Origin of the sequence: Streptomyces sp. NPDC091682 (assembly GCF_044756625.1) — a bacterium.
GTDB lineage: Bacteria > Actinomycetota > Actinomycetes > Streptomycetales > Streptomycetaceae > Streptomyces.
The window spans coordinates 373,324-391,025 of the sequence record NZ_JBIVTH010000003.1 but is presented as its reverse complement, the minus strand read 5'-3'; the positions used below and the strand labels follow the sequence as shown (position 1 = coordinate 391,025).

The window sequence follows — 17,702 nt, the reverse complement described above, 5'->3', positions numbered from 1 at the left end:
GACCGGAGGACGACCACACCGTCAGGTGAGTTCCTCCGGTGGATCGGGAGGCTGGTCCGAAAGACGGCCCCTGCCCCCGAAACGACGCAGCCGGAGACCCCGCCCGGAAGTTCAGACGACTGGCGGCAGCAGCACCCTGTGGGCGCTCGCTGCCCGGTCGTCCAGCGACACCGGTGCGGGCTCCGGATGCGGCGCACATACGACCCGCCACCCCGGGGTGGCGCACACGGCGCCGAGGTGGGTGCCGTACGAGGCACCCACGAAGCTCGGCTCCCGCGTTCCCGTTGCCGCGGATTGCGCCCCCGGTTGCCGTACGCCCGCCGGTCAGGAGCTGCTGCCGCAGCTGGAGCTGGACGAACTGCCGCAGCTCGACGAACTGCCGCAACTGGAGCTGCTGCTGGAACAGCTGGAGCTGCTGCTCGAACAGCCGGAGCCACCGCTGGAACAGCTGGAGCCGCTGCCCGAGGAGCCGCAGCCGCCACTCGAGGAGCCGCAGCCCGAACCGCCGCCGCAGCTCGAGCCGCCGCCACCGCCCCCGTCGTTCCCGGCGCACCAGACGATCGGCAGCACCTCCGCCCCCGACGTGTGCGAGGAGCCGCCCGTGCCGTGGAAGCGCGTGCGCGACTGGGCCGCGGCCAGCCGGGTACCGCGCACGGCGGGCACCAACTGCTGTCGCAGGTACGGGTCCCGCAGACCCCGGAGCCCGAACAGCGCGGTCTGCACGTGCGGGGTCCGGTCGTTCAGGTGGGCGGCGCGGATCGCGCGCAGCGCCCGTGCCCCGGCCCCGGTGACCCGGCTCTTGGCCCGGGACGCGCAGATCAGGCCCACGACGATGCCGCCCACCAGGACGACCGCCACCTTCCCGATGAAGGGCACTCCGGAGCCGGGATCGAGGGCGAGCGCCACGACGGTCAGCACCAGCGACACCGGGAACAGCAGCAGCGCGCAGACGACGGCCTGGACCAGCCCCCAGCGACGCAGACGGCGCTGCCCGGATCCGGGCGGGGTGATCAGCCCGCGGTCGGCCAGCCCGTCCCCGATCTCCTGGACGGCCGGGTCGCACATGGCGCCGTAGCGCACTTGGTAGAGCCACCCCGAGGGCGCTCCCTGGTGGGCCTGGAGGACGGCCCGCTCGGCGGGGTCGGTGGCCCGTGCCCCGGGGCGTACCTGGACGATGCCCGGGCCGCCGGCCACCAGCCGGCCGTCGCCGAGCATCGAGACGAGGGCGGCGTCCACGACGGTGCCGGGGCCGCCCACCACGAAGGCGGCTTCGGACAGGTCGTGCAGGGCGGGCGAGGGGCCCGCGGACGAGGAATGGGACCGGCGGAGGCCGACCACCAGCAGGAGGGAGGAGACGAGGACGGCGATCCAGATCGCCAAGGCGAGGAGGTTCACGCGGCTCTCCCCGCCAGCGTCCGGGCCCAGCGCACGATCCGGCGGGGCGGCCTGGCCCCGGCCCGGTCCCGCCACCAGGTGGTGAGCCGGCGCCGCGCGGCCGGATCGGCCGGCAGGTCCCGGATCAGCAGGTCTTCGGCGAAGTCCAGCGCGTCCCGGCGGTATCCCGAGGTCATCGGGCGGCCCTTGGCGTAGGAGAGGAAGGCCTCGCGGTACGGGTCCGGGCCGCCCAGGATCACGGGCAGCTCGGGAGCCAGCTTCGCCACCACGTCGGCCCGCTTGGCGGCCAGCGCCCGGGCCTGCACCCGGATGCGCCGGCGGTCGAAGCCCTCGGGTACGGGGGTCCCGGCCACCAGCGCCGACAACAGCGCGGCCTGCCCGAGCGCGACCCGGGTCCGGACCGACTCCTGGACCGGGCCCGGGTCGGTGCCCTGCTCGACGTGCCGCTCGGCGCGCTGCTCGGTGCCCGGCGCGGTGCCCTGCTCGACGCCCGCCGGGTCGGACCCGGCGCTGGTCGCCTCCCCGGGCGCGGCCGGTCCGGCCGTCACCACGGCCCGGATCGCGGCCAGCTCGCCCGCGAGCTCGGCCTCCGGCGGGAAGTCGTCGTCCCGCTCCAGCAGGACGCCCGCCGGTTCCACCCGGGAGCGCAGCTCGGCCAGCAGGTCGAGCACCACCGGCGGGACCGGGTGCGCGTGGGTGTCGTGCCAGACACCGTTCCGCTCGATGCCGCCCGCCACGTGGACGTACGCCAGCGCCTCCAGCGGTATCGCGTCCAGTACGGCGGCCGGGTCCTCGCCCCGGTTGACCCGGTTGGTGTGCAGGTTGGCCACGTCGATGAGCAGCCGGACCCCGGTCCGCTCGACCAACTCCGTGAGGAACTGCCCTTCCGTCAGCTCCTCGCCCGGCCACGAGAACAACGCGGCGATGTTCTCCAGCGCCAACGGGACCGGCAGGGCGTCCTGTGCGATCCGCACGTTCTCGCAGAGCACGTCCAGCGCATCGCGGGTGCGCGGTACCGGCAGCAGGTGCCCCGCCTCCAGCACCGGCGAGGAGGTCCGTACGAAGGCGATGTGCTCGGTGACGAGCGGCGCCCCCAGCGCCACCGCCCGCTCGGCGAGCGCCGCCAGCTTCGCCTGATCGGGGCGGTCCGCGCCGCCGAGGCCGAGCGAGACCCCGTGCGGCACGACGCGCGTGCCCCGCTCGCGCAGCCGCACCAGGGACTCGGGCAGGTGGCCGGGGCATACGTTCTCGGCCACCACCTCGACCCAGTCCAGGCCGGAAAGCCGCTCGATGGCGTCCGAGATCTCCGGCCGCCAGCCGATGCCCACCCCCAGGTGTGCCATGGGTTTCATGTCCCCTCGCCCCCTCTCTTCGCACCGTGTGCGGATGTCATGGCCCCGACGGAGTCCCGCCAATCGCAGGAGGGGACGTTCAGAGGAACATTTGAGGTTCCCGCCGGCCGGGAAGCGCGTCAGAGCCGGGCCCGCAGCGCCGGGTGGTCGGCGACCACCGTCGCGCTGCCCGGCGCGATCTCGGTGAACCCGGCGTCCCGGACCACCGGCAGCCCGCTGCCGCCCAGCTCGGCCCACCGCTCGCGCGGGGCCGTCCGTACCGCCAGCCGGAAGCCGGAATCCTGCCAGGCGGTCCGCTCCGCCTCCGTCAGCTCCCACCACGCCAGCTGCGCCGCGTGCCCGGCCTGGGCCATGGCCTTGCCCGCCGACATGTCGAGGCCGGGGTTGAGCCACAGCACCGGCAGGCCCGGCTCCGCGGTCGTGGCGACCGGCTCCGGATCGTCCAGATCGGTCCCCGACACCTGGAGCTTGGCCAGTTCCTTGGGCCAGCCGTCGAGGGGCACCGGCGGGAAGACCCGTACCTGCGCGCCGTCCCCGTGCACCGTGACGCCCGGCAGGGTCTCCGCCTTGCGCCACTCCGCCCCGCGCGCCCGCCGGACCACCTTGCGGATCCGGGCGTCCTGCCAGTCGCGGACGGCCCCGGCCCACTCGCCCTCGCCGTGCGCCCGCTCGTCGGTGAGCAGGACCAGCACGGCACGGGCCGCCGTCTCCAGGGCGTCCGTCCGGGCGGGCGGCTCCGCCTTCTCGATCCGCACCACCAGCGGCAGCACGAACTGCGGGGCCTCGTCGCGCAGTACGTGCTCGGCCCGGAAGGGGCTGTCCGCCCCGACCGCGGGGACGTCGGAGATGTCGTTCGTGTGCTGGCTGCTCATCCTGCCAAGGATGCCAGCCTCCGCCTTCAGGATGATGCCCCGGGTGGCCGGCCCGGGCGAGGATCGAAGCCATGAAGAGTGATCTGTTCGCGTCCGAGAACCTGGCCCGGGCCGCCGTCGTCCCCGGCATGACCCTGCAGAACGCCAAGTCCGTGAAGTACAACGTCAACGGCGAAATGCTGGCCCGCCAGGGTTCGATGGTCGCCTTCCGCGGCAACCTCCAGTTCGAGCGCAAGGGACAGGGCATAGGCGGCATGCTCAAGCGCGCCGTGACGGGCGAGGGCCTCGCACTCATGTCCGTACGCGGTCAGGGCGAGGCCTGGTTCGCCCACCGGGCGGACAACTGCTTCATCATCGAGTTCGAGCCGGGTGACGCCCTCACCATCAACGGCCGCAACGTGCTCTGCTTCGACCCGACCCTGTCCTACGAGATCAAGATGGTGAAGGGCGCCGGCATGACCGGCGGCGGCCTCTTCAACAGCCTCTTCACCGGCACCGGCAAGCTCGCCGTCGTCTGCGACGGCCACCCGATCATCATCCCGGTCACCGCCCAGACCCCGGTCTACGTGGACACGGACGCGGTGGTCGGCTGGAGCGCCCAGCTGGAGACCGGCCTCCACCGCTCCCAGTCGGTCGGCTCGATGATCCGCGGCGGCTCCGGCGAGGCCGTCCAGCTGAAGCTGAGCGGCGAGGGCTTCGTCATCGTCCGCCCCAGCGAGGTCACCGAGACGGCGGCCGCACACTGAACCTGACCGACGTGGGCCGCCGCTACGGACGGCGCCGACCCTGGGTGCTGCGCGGAATCACGCTGGAACTCCCGCGCGGCGCCCTCGTCCGCGTCGAAGGCGGCAACGGCGGCGGCAAGTCCACCCTGCTGCGGCTCGTCGCCGGGATCGAGGCCCCGTCCGAGGGTCGCGTCACCGGCCGCCCGCCCCGCACCGGCTACGTGCCCGAACGCTTCCCGGCGGCGCTGCCGCTCACGGCCGCCGACTACCTGACCCGGCTGGGCCGGGTGCACGGGCTGCCGCGCGCCGAGGCGGCCCGCCGGGCGGCCGACCGGCTGGAGCGGTTCGGCGCCGCCGCGTACGCCCGCACCCCGATGGCCGAACTGTCCAAGGGCAGCAGTCAGAAGGTCGCCGTCGCACAGGCCCTGCTCGCCGAACCGGGGCTGCTCGTCCTCGACGAGGCGTGGACCGGGCTGGACGGCTCCGCCCGGGCCGAGCTGGACCGGGCCGTCGCCGAACGCACCGCCGCCGGAGGCACGGTGGTGTTCGTCGACCACGACCCGCGGCGGCTCGCGGGCGCGGCCGACGCCCACTACCGGGTCGAGGGCGGTGGACTCGTACCGGCGTCCACGGTGGCCGGGCCCCGCGTACGGATCCACGCGGTCGGCCCGCCCGGCCACGTACTGCCCCCGCACCTCGCCGCTTCACCGGCAGCCGGCGGGGGAGTGCAGCTCACCGTGGACGCCGCACGCTCCGACGCGGTCCTGCGCGACCTGCTCACCGCTCGGCCGCCCTGGCACATCCGCGCCGTGGAGGAACTCCCGTGACCGCCCTGCTCCGTTACCAGGGCGCCCTGCTGCTGCGCTCCCAGCGCTGGCTCGCGCCCCTCATCACCTACGCCGCCCTCGTGGCCGTCGGCATCCGGCCGGGCGACCCGGTACTGGACTCCCTCGGCCTCGTGGCCGCCGGCCTGGTCCCGGCCACCGCATGGCTGGTCCGGATCTGCGTGAGCGTCGAACCGGACGCGGCCCGCGACTGCACGGCCGCCGCGGCCGGTCCCGTACGGGTCCACGCGGCGGCCCTGCTCACCGCGTTGGCCGGGGCGCTGCTCGCCGGCGCCGCGGCGGCCGCGGTCGCCCTGCTGACCGGTGACCGGGCCGGCGCCGACCCCGGCGCGGCAGCCCTCGCCGGAGCCCTCGCGGTGGCGGCCTGCGCACTGACCGGGGCGGCCGTGGGCGCCCTGTGCAGCAGGCCGTTGCTCCGGCGTCGGGGCCATGCGGTCCTGGCCGGGACCCTCGGCTCCCTGCTCGCCCTGGTCCTCGCGGTCTCCCCGGCCCGCGGCGCGGTGTCCGCCCTGGTCACGGCGGGCCACTCGGCAGCGGTGCCGCTCCCGTTCACGGCCCTGGCCGGCGCGCTCCTCCTGGCCGCCGGAGCAGGCACCACGGCCAGCCTGGCGGCGGCACGACGGCGCTAGTCGCTTCGCCAGCACGGGCCCCGGGTGCCTTCCCACCCACCGGAAGGCAGTCCGCTCAGCCCCGGTCGGAGCTGGAGCGTCCCGTCGGCCCGTCACGGTGATGGTCCTCGGGGCCGTGCTGTAGCTGGCCGCGGCGTCGCTGTTCCTGTGCGGCACGGAGCATCTGGACGCGGTGCCCTTCCGCTTTCCGGACGGCAGACGCGTTGCTCTTCTCGTAGAGGGCGGCAAGTGTCGCGAGCTCCTTGCCGATGTCGTCCAGCTTGTCCTCCACCCTGCGCAGAGGACTGCTGAGGATCAGCGTCTCGGCGTACGTGCCGAAGTCGACCACGTGCTCCATGTCTTCCACCGGGCCGTACGGCCCTTCGCACCGGACGGTGAAGGCGTAGGCCGTCGGAAGGTCGGTGTTCTGGAAGCGCTCCTGCTCGTCGAGAAGAAACTCAAGTCGTCGTCGTGGCGGAAGCACGGGAAACGTCCGGGAGAACACCCGAGCGAGCGCCTCCGTCAGGTCCTCGCCCCATCCGGATTCCAGCGGGGGATCGACCTCGATCCGTACGTTGCGGGCGATCGTGGAGCCGATGTTCTCGACGACGATCACGAGGGTGCCCGACGCGCCCGGCTGGATGTCGACGAGGACGTGGGGTTCGTTCTTTTCACGATGGACCGCCTCGGCATGCTCCAGCTGCTGCCGTGCGACACGAACCTGCTCTTGAGCAGCCGCCACCTGGCCGCTCGCGTGCCTGGCCCGTCTCGTGCTGATGCCGGCTGCTGCCACGGCCACAGCCCCGGAGCAGACGGCGATCCAATCTCCTACGTCCATGGCGGGAACCTAGCGCGAGGTCCTGCACCTGCGCCGCGGGGGTCGACCCAGGACCCGCCGCAACCTCGCCGGGGTGAGCTGCTGCGTGTGGCGTCAGCGTGCGAACTTTTCGATGGCCGCCGGGGTGACGGGGGTGAAGAAGTTGACGAGATTGCCGTCGGGGTCGCGGAACAGAAGCGACCGGTTGCCCCAGGGCATCGTGGTGGGCTCGGTGACGAAGTCGGTGACGAAGCCGGTCAGGTTCTGGTGAACGCGGTCCACGTCATCGACGAGGAACTCGGTGATCACGCTGTGATTGTCCGCCGGGCGGGCAGAGCCCGGGGCGAACAGCGGGACGGTGCGGGTGCCGGCGATCGCGAGGGTGGCGCCGGCGGCCTGGAGTTCGGCGAAGTCCTCGGTGGCCCACGTCGCCCGCGCCCCTGTGGCTCGCTCGTAGAAGTCGACGAGGCGTGCGACGTCGCTGGTGATGATGCGGATCGAGACGAAGTCCATGGGAATCTCCTTGGCTGTGCTGGCGGCGTGCTCGTCGCAGGCTAGGAGAAATAGTGGACAGAATCGGTCCTGTATTCGCGTTAGGCTGCCGACATGCCTCGACCAACCGGCCGCGTGCTGACACTCCTGGAGCTGCTGCAGTCGGGCGGCACCCGGACGGTGGCCGAACTCGCCGACCGGCTCGGCGTCGAAGGGCGCACCGTGCGCCGGTACGTGGACCAACTGATCGACCTCGACGTGCCCGTGGAATCGGTGCGCGGCCGCTACGGCGGGTACCGGCTGGCTCCCGGGTACCGCCTGCCTCCGCTCATGCTCAGCGACGACGAGGCGCTGGCCGTGGTGCTCGGCCTGGTCGCGGGCCGCCGAGCAGGGCTGACGACGGCGGGGCGCACGGCAGGCGAGACTGCGTCGGCGAAGATCCGGCGGGTGCTGCCCAAGCACGTCGCTCGTCGGCTCGACACGCTCCTGGAAGCCCTCGCCTTCACGGAGCAGCCCGGCGAGTTCGACACCCCGGACGCCGGGGTCCTGCTCACGATCGCCGATGCGGTGCGCCACCACCGACCGGTCTCGATCCGCTACACCGACCGTGACGGACGGCGCAGCGAACGCACGCTGCACGCGTACGGGATCGTCGCCCATGCGGGCCGGTGGTACGTCACGGGCAAGGACGCCCAGATCGGCGAGGACCGAACCTTCCGGTTCGATCGCATCGCAGACGCGCGGACCCTGCCCGGCTCGTTCGAAGCTCCAGTGGGTCCCGGTCCGGAACGGCGCGTGTTGTCAGGGTTCGCCACGGCCGAGTACCAGCACGAGGTGACCTTGCGGATCCACGGGACAGTCGAGCAGATCCGCGCCCGCCTTCCGGCCAGCGTCGCGAGCCTGGAGGAGCACGAGTCCGCGGCCGGCGAGGACCGCGCGGCCGAGCGCTGGCTGCGCGTCGAGCTGCGGGCGGAGCGGCTCGACTGGTTGCCCCCGGTACTCGCCTCGCTCGACCGGCCGTTCGTCATCGAGCGCCCCGATGAACTCCGCGACCTCGTCATCGCGCTCGCCGATCGCCTCACGTCCTACGCCGCCGAGCCCGACCCCGAGGAACCAACGTCATGAGACGGCCTAGCCCCTTTCAGCGCACGGTCGCGGGGGAAGAGCCGTTCGGGACGAGGAGGGCGGGCTCGCCCGTGCCGTCCGCGCGGGTCGACCAGATGTCGCTCGTGCGGCCGCCTCGGCCCGGCAGGGCGTAGGCCAGGGTCGTGTCGTCCAGCCAGGCGGCCTGGTCGTCGACGCTCTGCGACTCGGCCAGTGGGTGTTCGCGCAGCGACGCCAGGTCGAGGACGTACAGCCGCCAGGGGGCCCGGGGGTCGTCGGAGACCTTCTTCTTGAAGGCGATGCGGGCGCCGTCCGGTGACAGCGAGGGGCATTCGACGTTGTCCCGCAGCGTCTTCGCCGACCAGGCGCGCAGGTCGCCCTCGACGAGGTGGGTGGTGCCCCGGGTGGAGACGGTGGCGTAGAAGCGGTTGTCGTCGGCGGCGAAGGTCACACCCCAGTAATTGACGTCCGAGTCGTGGTGGCGGGCCCCGTCGAGGGTCAGCGGGATCTGCTCGATCGACTTGATCAGATAGCCGGTGCGCAGGTCCAGGACCGCCGTCCGGGTGGAGAACGCGGTGGTGTTGTAGGAGTCGCCGGTCGTGAACGTGGTCCACGACAGCACTTGGCCGGAGGGCGAGACGCGGGCCCGGTTCGGGATGCCGGGCACGGTCACCTTGCGGACCTCCCGCATGCGCCGGTCGAGGACGAGGGCCTGCGTGCGGGCCGGGACCCCGGGTAGCCCCCGCAGGCACAGGGCGTGGTCCCCGGCGGTGTGGAAGCGGTCGCAGGACGGGCCGCCGGTCACCCGCGGCAGGCCCGGGCTGCCCTGGCGCGCGACCCGCCCGCCGACCGCGTCCCGGAAGTAGAGGCCCGGCTCCGAGGTGCCGAAGGAGGCGTCGGCCTGCTGCTCGGACGGCCGTTCGCGGTGCCGCGCGTGCAGGACGTAGCCCAGCGAGCCGCCCGCCAGCAGCAGGACCGCGGTGACGACGAGGGCGAGGCGCAGCCGGCGGGACGGGGGGTTCACGGGGCCTCCGGAGCGGCGGTCGGGGCGGTCGGGGGAGCGGTGGGCAGGATGCGCGCGGCGGCCACGAGCGCTCCGGCCAGCGCGAGGGCAGCGGCCCAGAGGGCGGGCCGCTGCCCCCAGAGGGTCCACGCCGCCCCGAATCCGGCGGCGCCCAGCAGCCGGGCCAGCGCCTGGCCGGTCTGCAGCACCGCGAGCCCGCCGGCCCGCCCGGCCGCGGGCAGCGCGGGAGCGGCGAGCGCCATCAGAACCCCGTCGGTGCCCGCGTAGAAGAGGCCCAGCAGGGCGAGCACCCCCACGACGGTCGGCGGGGAGACGGGGGCCAACAGCAGGACGTACGCGCCGAGCAGGGCGCAGTGGCCGAGCAGGAAGGCCGTCCGGCGCCCGGCCCGGTCGGCGGCGCGGTCGGCGAGCCGGCCCACGGGGACGGCGAGCAGCAGGTAGACGGCGGCGGCCCCGAGCGGCAGCAGCGTGAACAGGGCGGGCGGCAGGTCGAGTCCGCGCAGGAGCAGCAGGTAGAGGAAGGCGTCGCCGATGGTGGTGGCGCCGAGCAGGGCCGAGGCGCAGAGCACGCGGCGGAACGCGGGGTCGCGCAGGACCGACCGGCGCGGCGGGTGGGGCCCGGCCGCGGGAGCGGGAGCGGCAGCCGGCCCGGGCACCGCCGGGACGTACACGACGAGCAGCAGCACACCGAGCAGGCCGGTGCAGAAACTGACGGCGAACACCGCGTCGTAGGCATCGGCGGTCGCCCAGAGCACGGCGAACGCGGCGAGCGGCCCGAGCAGGGCGCCCGTGGTGTCCATGGCACGGTGCACGCCGAAGGACCGGCCGAGGCTCTCCGGGGGCCCGCTGAGCGAGATGAGGGCGTCGCGCGGGGCGGTACGGATGCCCTTGCCCAGCCGATCGGCGGCGAGCGCGGCGGCGATCGCGCCCGTGGCGCCCCCGGCGAGGAGCAGCCCGAGCCGGGAGAGCGCGGAGAGCAGGTAGCCGGCGCCGGCGACCCGCTTGTGGTGGCCGCGGCGGTCGGCGAGCCGCCCGCCGAGCAGCCGCACGAGGGCGGTGGCCCCGTTGAACATCCCGTCCAGGAAGCCGAACTGGAGGGGGGTCAGGCCGAGGCCCAGGACGAGGTAGAGCGGCAGTACCGCCGCGACCATCTCGGAGGAGACGTCGGTGACGAGGCTGACCGCGCCGAGCGCGAGGACGGCGGCGGGGACGCGCCGCCGGGCCCCCGGGAGGCGGGGCGGCGCGTCCGGGCGGCCGTTGGCGGCCAGGTACATCAGTGGCAGCTGTACTTCGGGCTGGTGTCCTTGACCTTGCCGTCGGTCGCCACGTAGGTCCACCCGAAGCCGGAGTCGGTGAAGTCCAGCTTCACCACGCCGTACGGTCCGCTGATCCGCTTCTGGCTGTTGGGCTGGACCTCCTCGATCGGGTAGGGCTCGGCGCCGCCCATCCCGCCGACGATCTCCACGATCCCGTCGGCGGTCGCCCGGCCCTCGGGGTCCTGCGGGGCGAACCGCTCGTAGTGGTGGTCGTGCCCGTTCAGGACCAGGTCGGCCTTGGCGGCGTAGAGGATCTTCCAGACGGGCTTGGAGACGGGGTCGTTGCCGTGCCCGCCGGAGGAGTACAGCGGGTGGTGCCAGTAGGCGGCGAGGCACGGCTTGGTGGTGGCGGCGAGGTCGGCCTTCAGCCAGTTGAGCTGGGCGGCCTGGTCGAAGGAGTTGGAGTCGAGGGCGACGAAGTGCCAGTTGCCCTCGTCGAAGCTGTAGTAGCTCTTGCCCTGCGGGTAGGCGATGCTCCCGAAGTACGACTTGTACCCGGCGAGCGGGCCGGCCGGGTCGTACGTCTCGTGGTTGCCCGGGACCGGGCGGGTCTTGGCCTTGAAGGCGCCCCAACTCTTGTCGTAGTAGGCGCGGTAGTCGGAGAGCCGGGCGTCGTCGTACTGGTTGTCGCCCATCGTCAGGTAGAACTTCGGGTCGATCCGCCGGGCGAGCGCGGCGGTCTTGGGGTGTGCGCAGCCGCTGTCGGACGCCGTGCACTGCGCGGCGATGTCACCGGCGGCGACGACCGTGAAGGAGCCGCCCGGCGGCGGCCCGTCCCCGGCGGTTCCGTACACCTCGGCCTCGAAGAGGGAGTAGCCGTACGAGGTGCCGCGCGCGGTGGCCTGGACGCGCAGGTAGCGGCCCTTGCCGGACAGGCCGGTCCAGTCGTCGACGCCGCCGTTGCCGGCGCTCTCGCTGGCGAGCACGGTCCAGGCGGCGCCGTCGGCGGATACCTCGACGCGGTACGCCTTGGCGTGGGCCGCCTCCCAGGTGAGCCGCACCCGCGAGACGGTGGCCCCGGCCCCGAGGTCGACCCGGATCCACTGCGGGTCCTTGCCCTCGGCGCTGGCCCAGCGGGTGGCCGGGTCGCCGTCGAAGGCGTTCTTCGCGCCCAGCGAGGAGGACTCGGTGGAGGAGGCGGTGGCGGGCATCCCGCGGGATATGAGGGGGTCGGCGGCGGCCCCGGCCCGTCCGGGCCAGGCGAGGAGGAGCCCGCCGACGAGGGTGAGCGCGGCGAGGCCGGTGAGGGCCGTGAGGAGGAGGGTGCGGAGTCTGCCGCGTAACAGAGGGGGGTGAGCGGAGGCGTTCAGGCGGTTCGGGCGCATACCTGGGACTCCCTGCCTTGAGGGGCTGCGAGAGCTGGACACGGGCGCGGGGCGCCGACCCGCCCGCGGGACGGGCAGGGGGCGGCCGCGCGGCGGCCGGGTCAGAGCTCTCGCTGAGCGCGTCATGCCCGTGGGAGCGGGCACCGCGCCAAGCCGCCGCCCGGGACACTAACAGGAAGGAAAGTTTCCTACCAGTGTTCCGGCAGCATTCCGGCGAGGAACGGGCCCGGGCCCGCACTACTTGCCGATCAGCTCGGACACCTTCACGAAGCGGTAGCCGCGCTTGCGCAGTTCGGGGACGATCCGCTGGACGGCTTCGTCGGTGACCGGGGCGGCGCTGCGCGTGCAGTGCATGACCACGACCGAGCCGGGCTTCACGCCGGCGAGCACCTGTTCGGCCACGGCGCCCGGGTCCTTGGCGAAGGCGTCCCCGCTGACCACGTCCCACTGGACGGCCGTGACCTTGGCCGTGGACAGGGCCCGCAGCGCCTGGTCGTCGTAGCAGCCGCCGGGGAAGCGGAAGTACGGGACGGTGTTGACCGCGCCCGCCTGCCGGAAGGCGGCGAAGGCCCGGTCCACGTCGGCGCGGCCGGCCGCGGCGTCGAGCGCCGGTAGCCCGTAGCAGGGGGACTTGAAGGCGTGGTGGCTGTACGAGTGGTTCGCGATCTCGAAGTTCGGGTCGGTGTCGATCGACTTGACCTGGTCCGGGTACTCCTCGGCCCAGCGACCCGTCATGAAGATGGTCGAGGGCACCTTGAGGGTGCGCAGGGTCGAGATCAGAGCGGGGTTGTCGAAGCGTTCCCCGTCCGCGGCGCGCGGTCCCTGGTCGGAGGTCATGTCGGCGTCGAAGGTCAGCGCCACGGTCTTGTCCGTCTGCTGCTTCGCCCGTTCGAAGACGGGGGTCAGGCCGTTCGGGCCGGGCGCCATGGTCGGGGGCTTGGCGGGCGCACCGGCCTGCGGGGACGCGGCGGGTGCTCCGGAGGAGGCGGGCGCTCCGGGGGCGGCGGCCGAGGCCGAGGGGGCGGGGGAGCCCATACGGGCCTCGCGGCCGGCGTCCGGCGCGCCGGCGCCGCCCCCGCCCCCGCATCCCGCGAGGGCGGCGCCGAGCACCGCCGTGGCAGCTGCGACAGCTACTTTTCGTACGGAATTGGTCACGTACGCAAAATATATGACTAACTGATGAGAAGAATGCGCGACAGGCGGTGGGGCGTCTTCCGGTGCCCGCGCAACGGTGCTGCCCGCGACACCCGCGACACCCGCGACACCCGCGACCCGCGACGCCCGCGACCCGCGACGCCCGCGACCCGCGACGCCCGCGACCCGCGACACCCGAGATGCCCGCGCCACTGCCGGGCCGTGGACGAGCGGGACGCGCATGAAGTCCCACGGGCGAGGGGAGGGACAGGGGGACCGCAGGGGGGACCATGGACAGCACGTCACCCGAATCGCGCACCTTGCTGAGCAGATTCCGCATCACCCTGGCGATTTGCATCCTCCTGGGGGGACTGAGCCTGGCCCTGGTCTCCAACGGCCGTGACGGGTTCGGCTGGTCCGTGCTCAACGAGCTCGCCGTCTTCGCCGCCGCCGGTGTCGCCATCCCCTTCTACTACGACCTCTTCCTGCGGGACGCCGAACGGCAGCGGTTCCTCGCCGAGATGAACCAGCTGCTCGATGACCGGTTGCCCGTTGGTGAGGGCGACCGCGGCCTGACCGTTCACGCCCAGGGGCGTCCTTCGCCGACCGAGAAGGCGGCGTTCATCGCCGGCGCGAATTCCGAGATCGTCGAAGTCGGAATTTCGCTGCGCAGCCTGGCGAGCCTGTTCGTCTCACGTCCCGAGCGGGACTTCACCGGACCGGTACGCCGACTCCTGAGTCAGGGCGTGAACATCACCTACGTGATGGCGGACCCCGAATCGGTGCTGCTCGGGGAGTACGGCCGGAGCATAGGCGACCCCCACTTGCCGCAACGGGCGGCCGAATCCGCCCGCCAGCTGGTGGAGATCGCCCGGGGGTTCGAGTCCGAAGGACACCCCGGAGCGCTGAGGGTGCGCTTCACCCGGCAGCTGCCCACCGCCTACATCAGCATCGTGGACCCCGAATCGGAGACGGGCCGCTGCCGGACCTCCCCCTATCTGGCGGGCGTGCGCAGGTCCGACTCGCCCGTGCTCGACATCGCGCGGAGCACGCAGCCCGAGCTGTTCGAACGCTATGCGACCTATGCGCGGACCGCCCTGGGCGACAGCACTCCCGTGGACTTCCCCTGAGCGGCCGCACGGTGGTCTTCCGCTACGCGCCGGACGGTGCCCGGTGCCAGGGGCCCGTCACCGCGAACGTGGTTCCCGGGGCGTAGGCGTTCACGTACATCGTCCGCCCGTCGGGGGAGAAGGTGACCCCGGCGAACTCCCCCCACTCCGGGGCCCCCGGCGCTCCGATGTCCTCGGCGTTGCGGGCCATCGGGTAGACCTCACCGCCCACCGTCACCCCGAACACGTACTGGGCGCCGCCGCCGTCCTCGCACACCATCAGTCCGCCGTCCGGCGCCAGGCAGATGTTGTCGGGGGAGTCCCCGGGCAGCGCGGTGTCGGCGGCCGGGCCGAAGAGCACGTCCAGGCGGATCGTGGAGCGCCGCGGGTCGTGGAACCACACCTGCCCGTGGTGGTCGGCGGCCGCGCCCTCGCCGCTGCGCGCGAAGCTGGACACGAAGTGGACCCCGCCGTCGCCCCAGTAGCAGCCCTCCAGCTTCTGCGCGTGGGTGATCCCGCCCGGCCCGAAGTCTTGGAGCCGGATCGGCGTCCCGGCCGCCGACGGGTCCGGTACGGGCACCCACTCCACCGGGAACACCGCCCCGGGCTCGTCCACCACCGCCAGGTCCGCGAGCCCCGGCACCCGCAGGGCCTCCAGCCGGCCCCCGGCCCGCAGCGAGCCGAGTCCGCCGAGCGGCCGCTCCGGCAGGAACCGGTAGAACAGCCCGAAGGGCCGGACGAAGGCGTCCTCGGTCTCGTAGACGACCCCGCGGTACGGGTCCACGGCGACGGCCTCGTGTGCGAAGCGGCCCATCGCGGTGAGCGGGACCGCGCCCGAGCGGTGCGGGTCGGCCGGGTCCACCTCGAAGACGAAACCGTGGTCGCGGGCGTAGCCGGAGGTGCCCGCCCGGTCCTCGGTCTCCTCGCAGCTCAACCAGGTGTTCCAGGGGGTGCGGCCGCCCGCGCAGTTGACGGCGGTGCCGGCGAGGGCGACGCGCTCGCCGGTGACCCGCCCGGCCGCGTCCAGCTCCAGGGCGGTGCAGCCGCCGAGTGCCCGGGGGTCGTAGGTCAGTCCCGGGACGGCGGGGACGCGCAGGGCGGCGGTGGTGCGGTTCTCGTGGTTGCGGACGAGGCGCACGCGTCCGCCGCCGGCCCCGAAGGCGGCCATGCCGTCGCAGTTGGCGGGCACGGGCCCCTCACCGGAGCGCAGCGGCCCGCCGGCCCGGGAGAGCACCCGGTAGGTGAACCCGGCGGGCAGGTCGAGCAGCCCGCGCGGATCGGCCACGAGCGGCCCGTACCCGCGGTCGGTGCGGGGGGTCCGCGGGGCCCGGGCGGCGGCCCGCGAGCCACCACCGGTGAACAGCGCGCCGAGCGCCCCGCTGAAGGCGATCGCGCCCGTGGCGAGCAGACCGCGCCGGGTGACGGGCCCCGCCTGCCCCCGGGGCGGCATCAGAGCGACGGCTTGGGGCGGGTGGTGCCCGGAAGGCAGGTCACCGCCCGGTTGAAGGTTTCGAACAGGCCGTCGGGATTCTTCTTCCAGAGCCACAGGTGCAGGGCGTAGTGCACCGGCTGACCGGGGAAGTTGCCGGGCTTGGGGCCCTTGAAGGGGATGCCGAACATCGTGGGGCGGTCGTCGTCCGTCGTCAGCTTCTGGTCCCGGTCGTAGCGCAGCCACTGGACCGCGACGAGCCGCTTGCCACCGCGCCCGTCATCCTCGTAGAACAGCGCGGCGGGCTTGGCCGGGTCGAGGGAGTTGTCGTACTTGTGATTGAAGTGCGGGTAACCGAGCGCGCCCGGGCCCGCCTTGTCGACGACGCAGTACTGATCGGGCTTGTAGCCGTCCGCCACGGCATTGGCGTGCACCTGATACCGGGCGGTCGCCGCGTACGTACGGGCCAGGTCGCCCTGGGCCCGGCCGGGGCCCGAGTCCGCGGCGGCGAGCGGAGCGGTGGCGGCCGCCAGGGTGAGCGAGGCGGCTGCGGTGAGGGCCAGGGCGAGACTACGGGCCATGCGCGGGCTCCTTGTGACGGGCTGGCGAGGGGCACCAGCAGCCCTTCCCCGGGCCGCCGGGCCCGCCACACACTCGGCCCGGACGGGTGACCGCCGATCGGCTGACGGTCGGCCGGACCCGCATCCGGGCCCCACCCGGGCCCGCTCCGGCACCCGGCGCCACCGGCTCACTCGAACGGGAAGGGTGCCGTTTCGCGACGCATCCGCGCGGGGAACCGGTGTTGTCCCCAGGAAGCGAGTGCGACGGAGGGTGCGGACCATGGCGCAGCAGGATGCGGCACCGGACGGCGGCGGAGCGCTGCACGAGATCGTGTCGGCCGTGTCCAGGGGAGCGCCGGAGTACCGGCAGTGCCCCCATCCGATGTACGCCGCCCTGCGCGAGCAGGACCCGGTGTGCCGGCTGACCCCTCCCCACGGGATCGAGACGTACCTCATCACCCGGTACGACGACGCCCGCGACGCGCTGTCGGACCCCCGGTTCAGCAAGAACATGCACGGCGCCATCGACACGTACCACGCCGTGTACGGCAGCTTCTTCGACGCGCTCGACGACAACGTGCTCTTCTCGGACCCGCCCCGGCACACGCGGCTGCGCCGCGTCCTGCGGAGCGCCTTCACCCCCCGGCGGGTGGAGCAGATGCGCCCGAGGATCACCGAGATCGCGGAGAACATCCTCGGCGCATGCCGGAAGGCGGGCACGGTCGACCTCATGGCCTCGTTCGCGTTCCCGTTGCCCGTCGCGGTCCTGTGCGAACTGATGGGCATCCCGCAGGAGGACCGCCCGGAGATCCTGGAGCAGTTCGCAGAGGTGACCCGCTCCCGGTTCGACCCCAGCAGGAGGGCGGAGCTGAAAGCGGCCGAGGAGCGCCTGCAGCACCGGCTGGAGCGGCTCATCTCGGACACCCGCGCGCACCCGTCGGACTCCTTCCTCAGCGACCTCCTCCAGGCGGAGGAACGGCTGGAGGATCCCGAACTGGTCGCGTCGCTGTGGGTCCTGTTCTTCGCCGGCCACAAGACCACCGCCTACCAGATCGGCAATTCCGTCCTCAACCTGCTGCACCGCCCCGATCAGGCGGCGCTGCTGCGCAAGGACCCCGCGCTCATCCCGCGGGCGGTCGAGGAGATGCTGCGCTTCGAGGGATCGGTGGAGACGTCGACCTTCCGGTACGCGGCACGGGACGCCGAGATCCGGGGCACGCAGATCCCCGAGGGCTCCCTCGTACAGATCGCGATCTCCTCGGCCAACCGGGACCCCGAGAAGTTCGAGTTCCCCGACGAGCTGGACGTGACGCGCGAGGGACTCCAGGGCACGCACCTGGGCTTCGGGCACGGGACCCACTACTGCCTGGGGGCGCCGCTGGCGCGGCTCGAACTCGAGATCGCGCTGGCCACCCTCCTGCGGGAGTTCCCGGACATGGAGCTCGCGGACGCACAGGAGACCGGGCGGGCATGGCTCAAGGGCCCGGTGCCGGCGTTCCGGGGCCTCGAACACCTCCGGCTCGTCCTGGAGCCGCGCCGCCCCGGCGCCGACCCGGGCGAGGCGTCCCTGGCCTCCGTGGCCTCCGGCAGGTAAC

At 73.4% G+C, this 17,702-nt stretch carries 17 protein-coding genes; 6 read left to right on the top strand and 11 right to left on the bottom strand.

Translation table 11 applies throughout. The features are described 5' to 3' along the window. Positions 1–324: 324 nt before the first annotated feature. The 3 genes from ACIQK6_RS09840 to ACIQK6_RS09830 all read right to left on the bottom strand — a co-directional run bounded on the left by ACIQK6_RS09840 (position 325) and on the right by ACIQK6_RS09830 (position 3,619). Positions 325–1,395: a TIGR04222 domain-containing membrane protein gene (locus tag ACIQK6_RS09840; RefSeq protein ID WP_329098251.1), complete on the bottom strand. Its 1,071-nt coding sequence runs from the start codon at positions 1,393–1,395 to the stop codon at positions 325–327. Next, complete coding sequence (locus ACIQK6_RS09835; protein WP_329098250.1) at positions 1,392–2,747, bottom strand: DUF692 domain-containing protein; 1,356 nt, start codon at positions 2,745–2,747, stop codon at positions 1,392–1,394. Before ACIQK6_RS09835 ends, ACIQK6_RS09840 begins: the two co-directional genes overlap by 4 nt. Before the next feature lie 119 nt (positions 2,748–2,866). Beyond that, positions 2,867–3,619 carry an aminoacyl-tRNA hydrolase gene (locus ACIQK6_RS09830; protein ID WP_329098248.1) on the bottom strand — a complete coding sequence of 251 codons (753 nt, stop codon included), beginning with the start codon at positions 3,617–3,619 and terminating at the stop codon, positions 2,867–2,869. Between the two features lie 71 nt (positions 3,620–3,690). Between ACIQK6_RS09830 and ACIQK6_RS09825 the strand changes: the two genes are divergently transcribed. Genes ACIQK6_RS09825 through ACIQK6_RS09815 form a run of 3 tightly spaced genes read left to right on the top strand, consistent with a single transcriptional unit; the run spans position 3,691 to position 5,818 of the window. Continuing rightward, on the top strand, positions 3,691–4,365 hold the full coding sequence (locus ACIQK6_RS09825; RefSeq protein ID WP_327382691.1) for an AIM24 family protein: 675 nt from the start codon (positions 3,691–3,693) through the stop codon (positions 4,363–4,365). Beyond that, positions 4,362–5,171, top strand: a complete 810-nt coding sequence (locus tag ACIQK6_RS09820) for an ATP-binding cassette domain-containing protein (protein ID WP_329107549.1) — start codon at positions 4,362–4,364, stop codon at positions 5,169–5,171. The genes ACIQK6_RS09825 and ACIQK6_RS09820 overlap by 4 nt, the downstream gene beginning before the upstream one ends. Further along, positions 5,168–5,818, top strand: coding sequence for an ABC transporter (locus ACIQK6_RS09815; RefSeq protein ID WP_402694630.1), 651 nt, complete (start codon positions 5,168–5,170; stop codon positions 5,816–5,818). The genes ACIQK6_RS09820 and ACIQK6_RS09815 overlap by 4 nt, the downstream gene beginning before the upstream one ends. A gap of 55 nt (positions 5,819–5,873) precedes the next feature. Here the strand turns inward: ACIQK6_RS09815 and ACIQK6_RS09810 are convergent, their stop codons facing one another. Beyond that, on the bottom strand, positions 5,874–6,635 hold the full coding sequence (locus ACIQK6_RS09810; RefSeq protein WP_329098243.1) for a hypothetical protein: 762 nt from the start codon (positions 6,633–6,635) through the stop codon (positions 5,874–5,876). Positions 6,636–6,728: 93 nt separating this feature from the next. Then, positions 6,729–7,127, bottom strand: a complete 399-nt coding sequence (locus tag ACIQK6_RS09805; protein ID WP_329098241.1) for a VOC family protein — start codon at positions 7,125–7,127, stop codon at positions 6,729–6,731. Positions 7,128–7,220: 93 nt separating this feature from the next. Between ACIQK6_RS09805 and ACIQK6_RS09800 the strand changes: the two genes are divergently transcribed. Next, entirely contained in the window at positions 7,221–8,231 is a 1,011-nt protein-coding gene (locus tag ACIQK6_RS09800) for a helix-turn-helix transcriptional regulator (RefSeq protein ID WP_402694629.1), read from the top strand. 16 nt (positions 8,232–8,247) lie between these two features. Here ACIQK6_RS09800 and ACIQK6_RS09795 read toward each other — a convergent pair whose 3' ends face one another. From ACIQK6_RS09795 to ACIQK6_RS09780, 4 genes are all read right to left on the bottom strand, one after another. Further along, positions 8,248–9,234 (bottom strand): hypothetical protein, encoded by a 987-nt coding sequence (locus ACIQK6_RS09795; RefSeq protein WP_329098237.1) that lies wholly within the window; start codon positions 9,232–9,234, stop codon positions 8,248–8,250. Next, a complete protein-coding gene (locus ACIQK6_RS09790) occupies positions 9,231–10,508 on the bottom strand; it encodes an MFS transporter (RefSeq protein WP_402694628.1) in 1,278 nt (425 codons plus the stop codon). Before ACIQK6_RS09790 ends, ACIQK6_RS09795 begins: the two co-directional genes overlap by 4 nt. Beyond that, a complete protein-coding gene (locus tag ACIQK6_RS09785) occupies positions 10,508–11,875 on the bottom strand; it encodes a discoidin domain-containing protein (protein WP_329098232.1) in 1,368 nt (455 codons plus the stop codon). The genes ACIQK6_RS09790 and ACIQK6_RS09785 overlap by 1 nt, the downstream gene beginning before the upstream one ends. A 237-nt stretch (positions 11,876–12,112) precedes the next feature. Next, a complete protein-coding gene (locus ACIQK6_RS09780) occupies positions 12,113–13,030 on the bottom strand; it encodes a polysaccharide deacetylase family protein (RefSeq protein WP_329098230.1) in 918 nt (305 codons plus the stop codon). A 269-nt stretch (positions 13,031–13,299) separates the two neighbouring features. Here ACIQK6_RS09780 and ACIQK6_RS09775 point away from each other — a divergent pair, with 269 nt between their 5' ends. Next, entirely contained in the window at positions 13,300–14,139 is an 840-nt protein-coding gene (locus ACIQK6_RS09775; RefSeq protein WP_329098228.1) for a hypothetical protein, read from the top strand. A 22-nt stretch (positions 14,140–14,161) separates the two neighbouring features. Here the strand turns inward: ACIQK6_RS09775 and ACIQK6_RS09770 are convergent, their stop codons facing one another. Both ACIQK6_RS09770 and ACIQK6_RS09765 read right to left on the bottom strand, forming a co-directional pair. Further along, positions 14,162–15,568: an alkaline phosphatase PhoX gene (locus ACIQK6_RS09770; protein WP_329098226.1), complete on the bottom strand. Its 1,407-nt coding sequence runs from the start codon at positions 15,566–15,568 to the stop codon at positions 14,162–14,164. After that, positions 15,568–16,128, bottom strand: a complete 561-nt coding sequence (locus ACIQK6_RS09765) for a hypothetical protein (protein WP_329098224.1) — start codon at positions 16,126–16,128, stop codon at positions 15,568–15,570. Before ACIQK6_RS09765 ends, ACIQK6_RS09770 begins: the two co-directional genes overlap by 1 nt. A gap of 259 nt (positions 16,129–16,387) precedes the next feature. Between ACIQK6_RS09765 and ACIQK6_RS09760 the strand changes: the two genes are divergently transcribed. Further along, positions 16,388–17,701: a cytochrome P450 gene (locus ACIQK6_RS09760; protein ID WP_329098222.1), complete on the top strand. Its 1,314-nt coding sequence runs from the start codon at positions 16,388–16,390 to the stop codon at positions 17,699–17,701. Position 17,702: the final 1 nt, after the last annotated feature.

What these genes read in the sequence shown, in the direction of transcription:
- ACIQK6_RS09835 (WP_329098250.1), bottom strand. Translation starts at nt 2,747, where the DNA reads ATGAAACCCATGGCACACCTGGGGGTGGGCATCGGCTGGCGGCCGGAG.
- ACIQK6_RS09830 (WP_329098248.1), bottom strand. Translation starts at nt 3,619, where the DNA reads ATGAGCAGCCAGCACACGAACGACATCTCCGACGTCCCCGCGGTCGGG.
- ACIQK6_RS09825 (WP_327382691.1), top strand. Translation starts at nt 3,691, where the DNA reads ATGAAGAGTGATCTGTTCGCGTCCGAGAACCTGGCCCGGGCCGCCGTC.
- ACIQK6_RS09810 (WP_329098243.1), bottom strand. Translation starts at nt 6,635, where the DNA reads ATGGACGTAGGAGATTGGATCGCCGTCTGCTCCGGGGCTGTGGCCGTG.
- ACIQK6_RS09805 (WP_329098241.1), bottom strand. Translation starts at nt 7,127, where the DNA reads ATGGACTTCGTCTCGATCCGCATCATCACCAGCGACGTCGCACGCCTC.
- ACIQK6_RS09800 (WP_402694629.1), top strand. Translation starts at nt 7,221, where the DNA reads ATGCCTCGACCAACCGGCCGCGTGCTGACACTCCTGGAGCTGCTGCAG.
- ACIQK6_RS09790 (WP_402694628.1), bottom strand. Translation starts at nt 10,508, where the DNA reads ATGTACCTGGCCGCCAACGGCCGCCCGGACGCGCCGCCCCGCCTCCCG.
- ACIQK6_RS09785 (WP_329098232.1), bottom strand. Translation starts at nt 11,875, where the DNA reads ATGCGCCCGAACCGCCTGAACGCCTCCGCTCACCCCCCTCTGTTACGC.
- ACIQK6_RS09775 (WP_329098228.1), top strand. Translation starts at nt 13,300, where the DNA reads ATGGACAGCACGTCACCCGAATCGCGCACCTTGCTGAGCAGATTCCGC.
- ACIQK6_RS09770 (WP_329098226.1), bottom strand. Translation starts at nt 15,568, where the DNA reads ATGCCGCCCCGGGGGCAGGCGGGGCCCGTCACCCGGCGCGGTCTGCTC.
- ACIQK6_RS09765 (WP_329098224.1), bottom strand. Translation starts at nt 16,128, where the DNA reads ATGGCCCGTAGTCTCGCCCTGGCCCTCACCGCAGCCGCCTCGCTCACC.
- ACIQK6_RS09760 (WP_329098222.1), top strand. Translation starts at nt 16,388, where the DNA reads ATGGCGCAGCAGGATGCGGCACCGGACGGCGGCGGAGCGCTGCACGAG.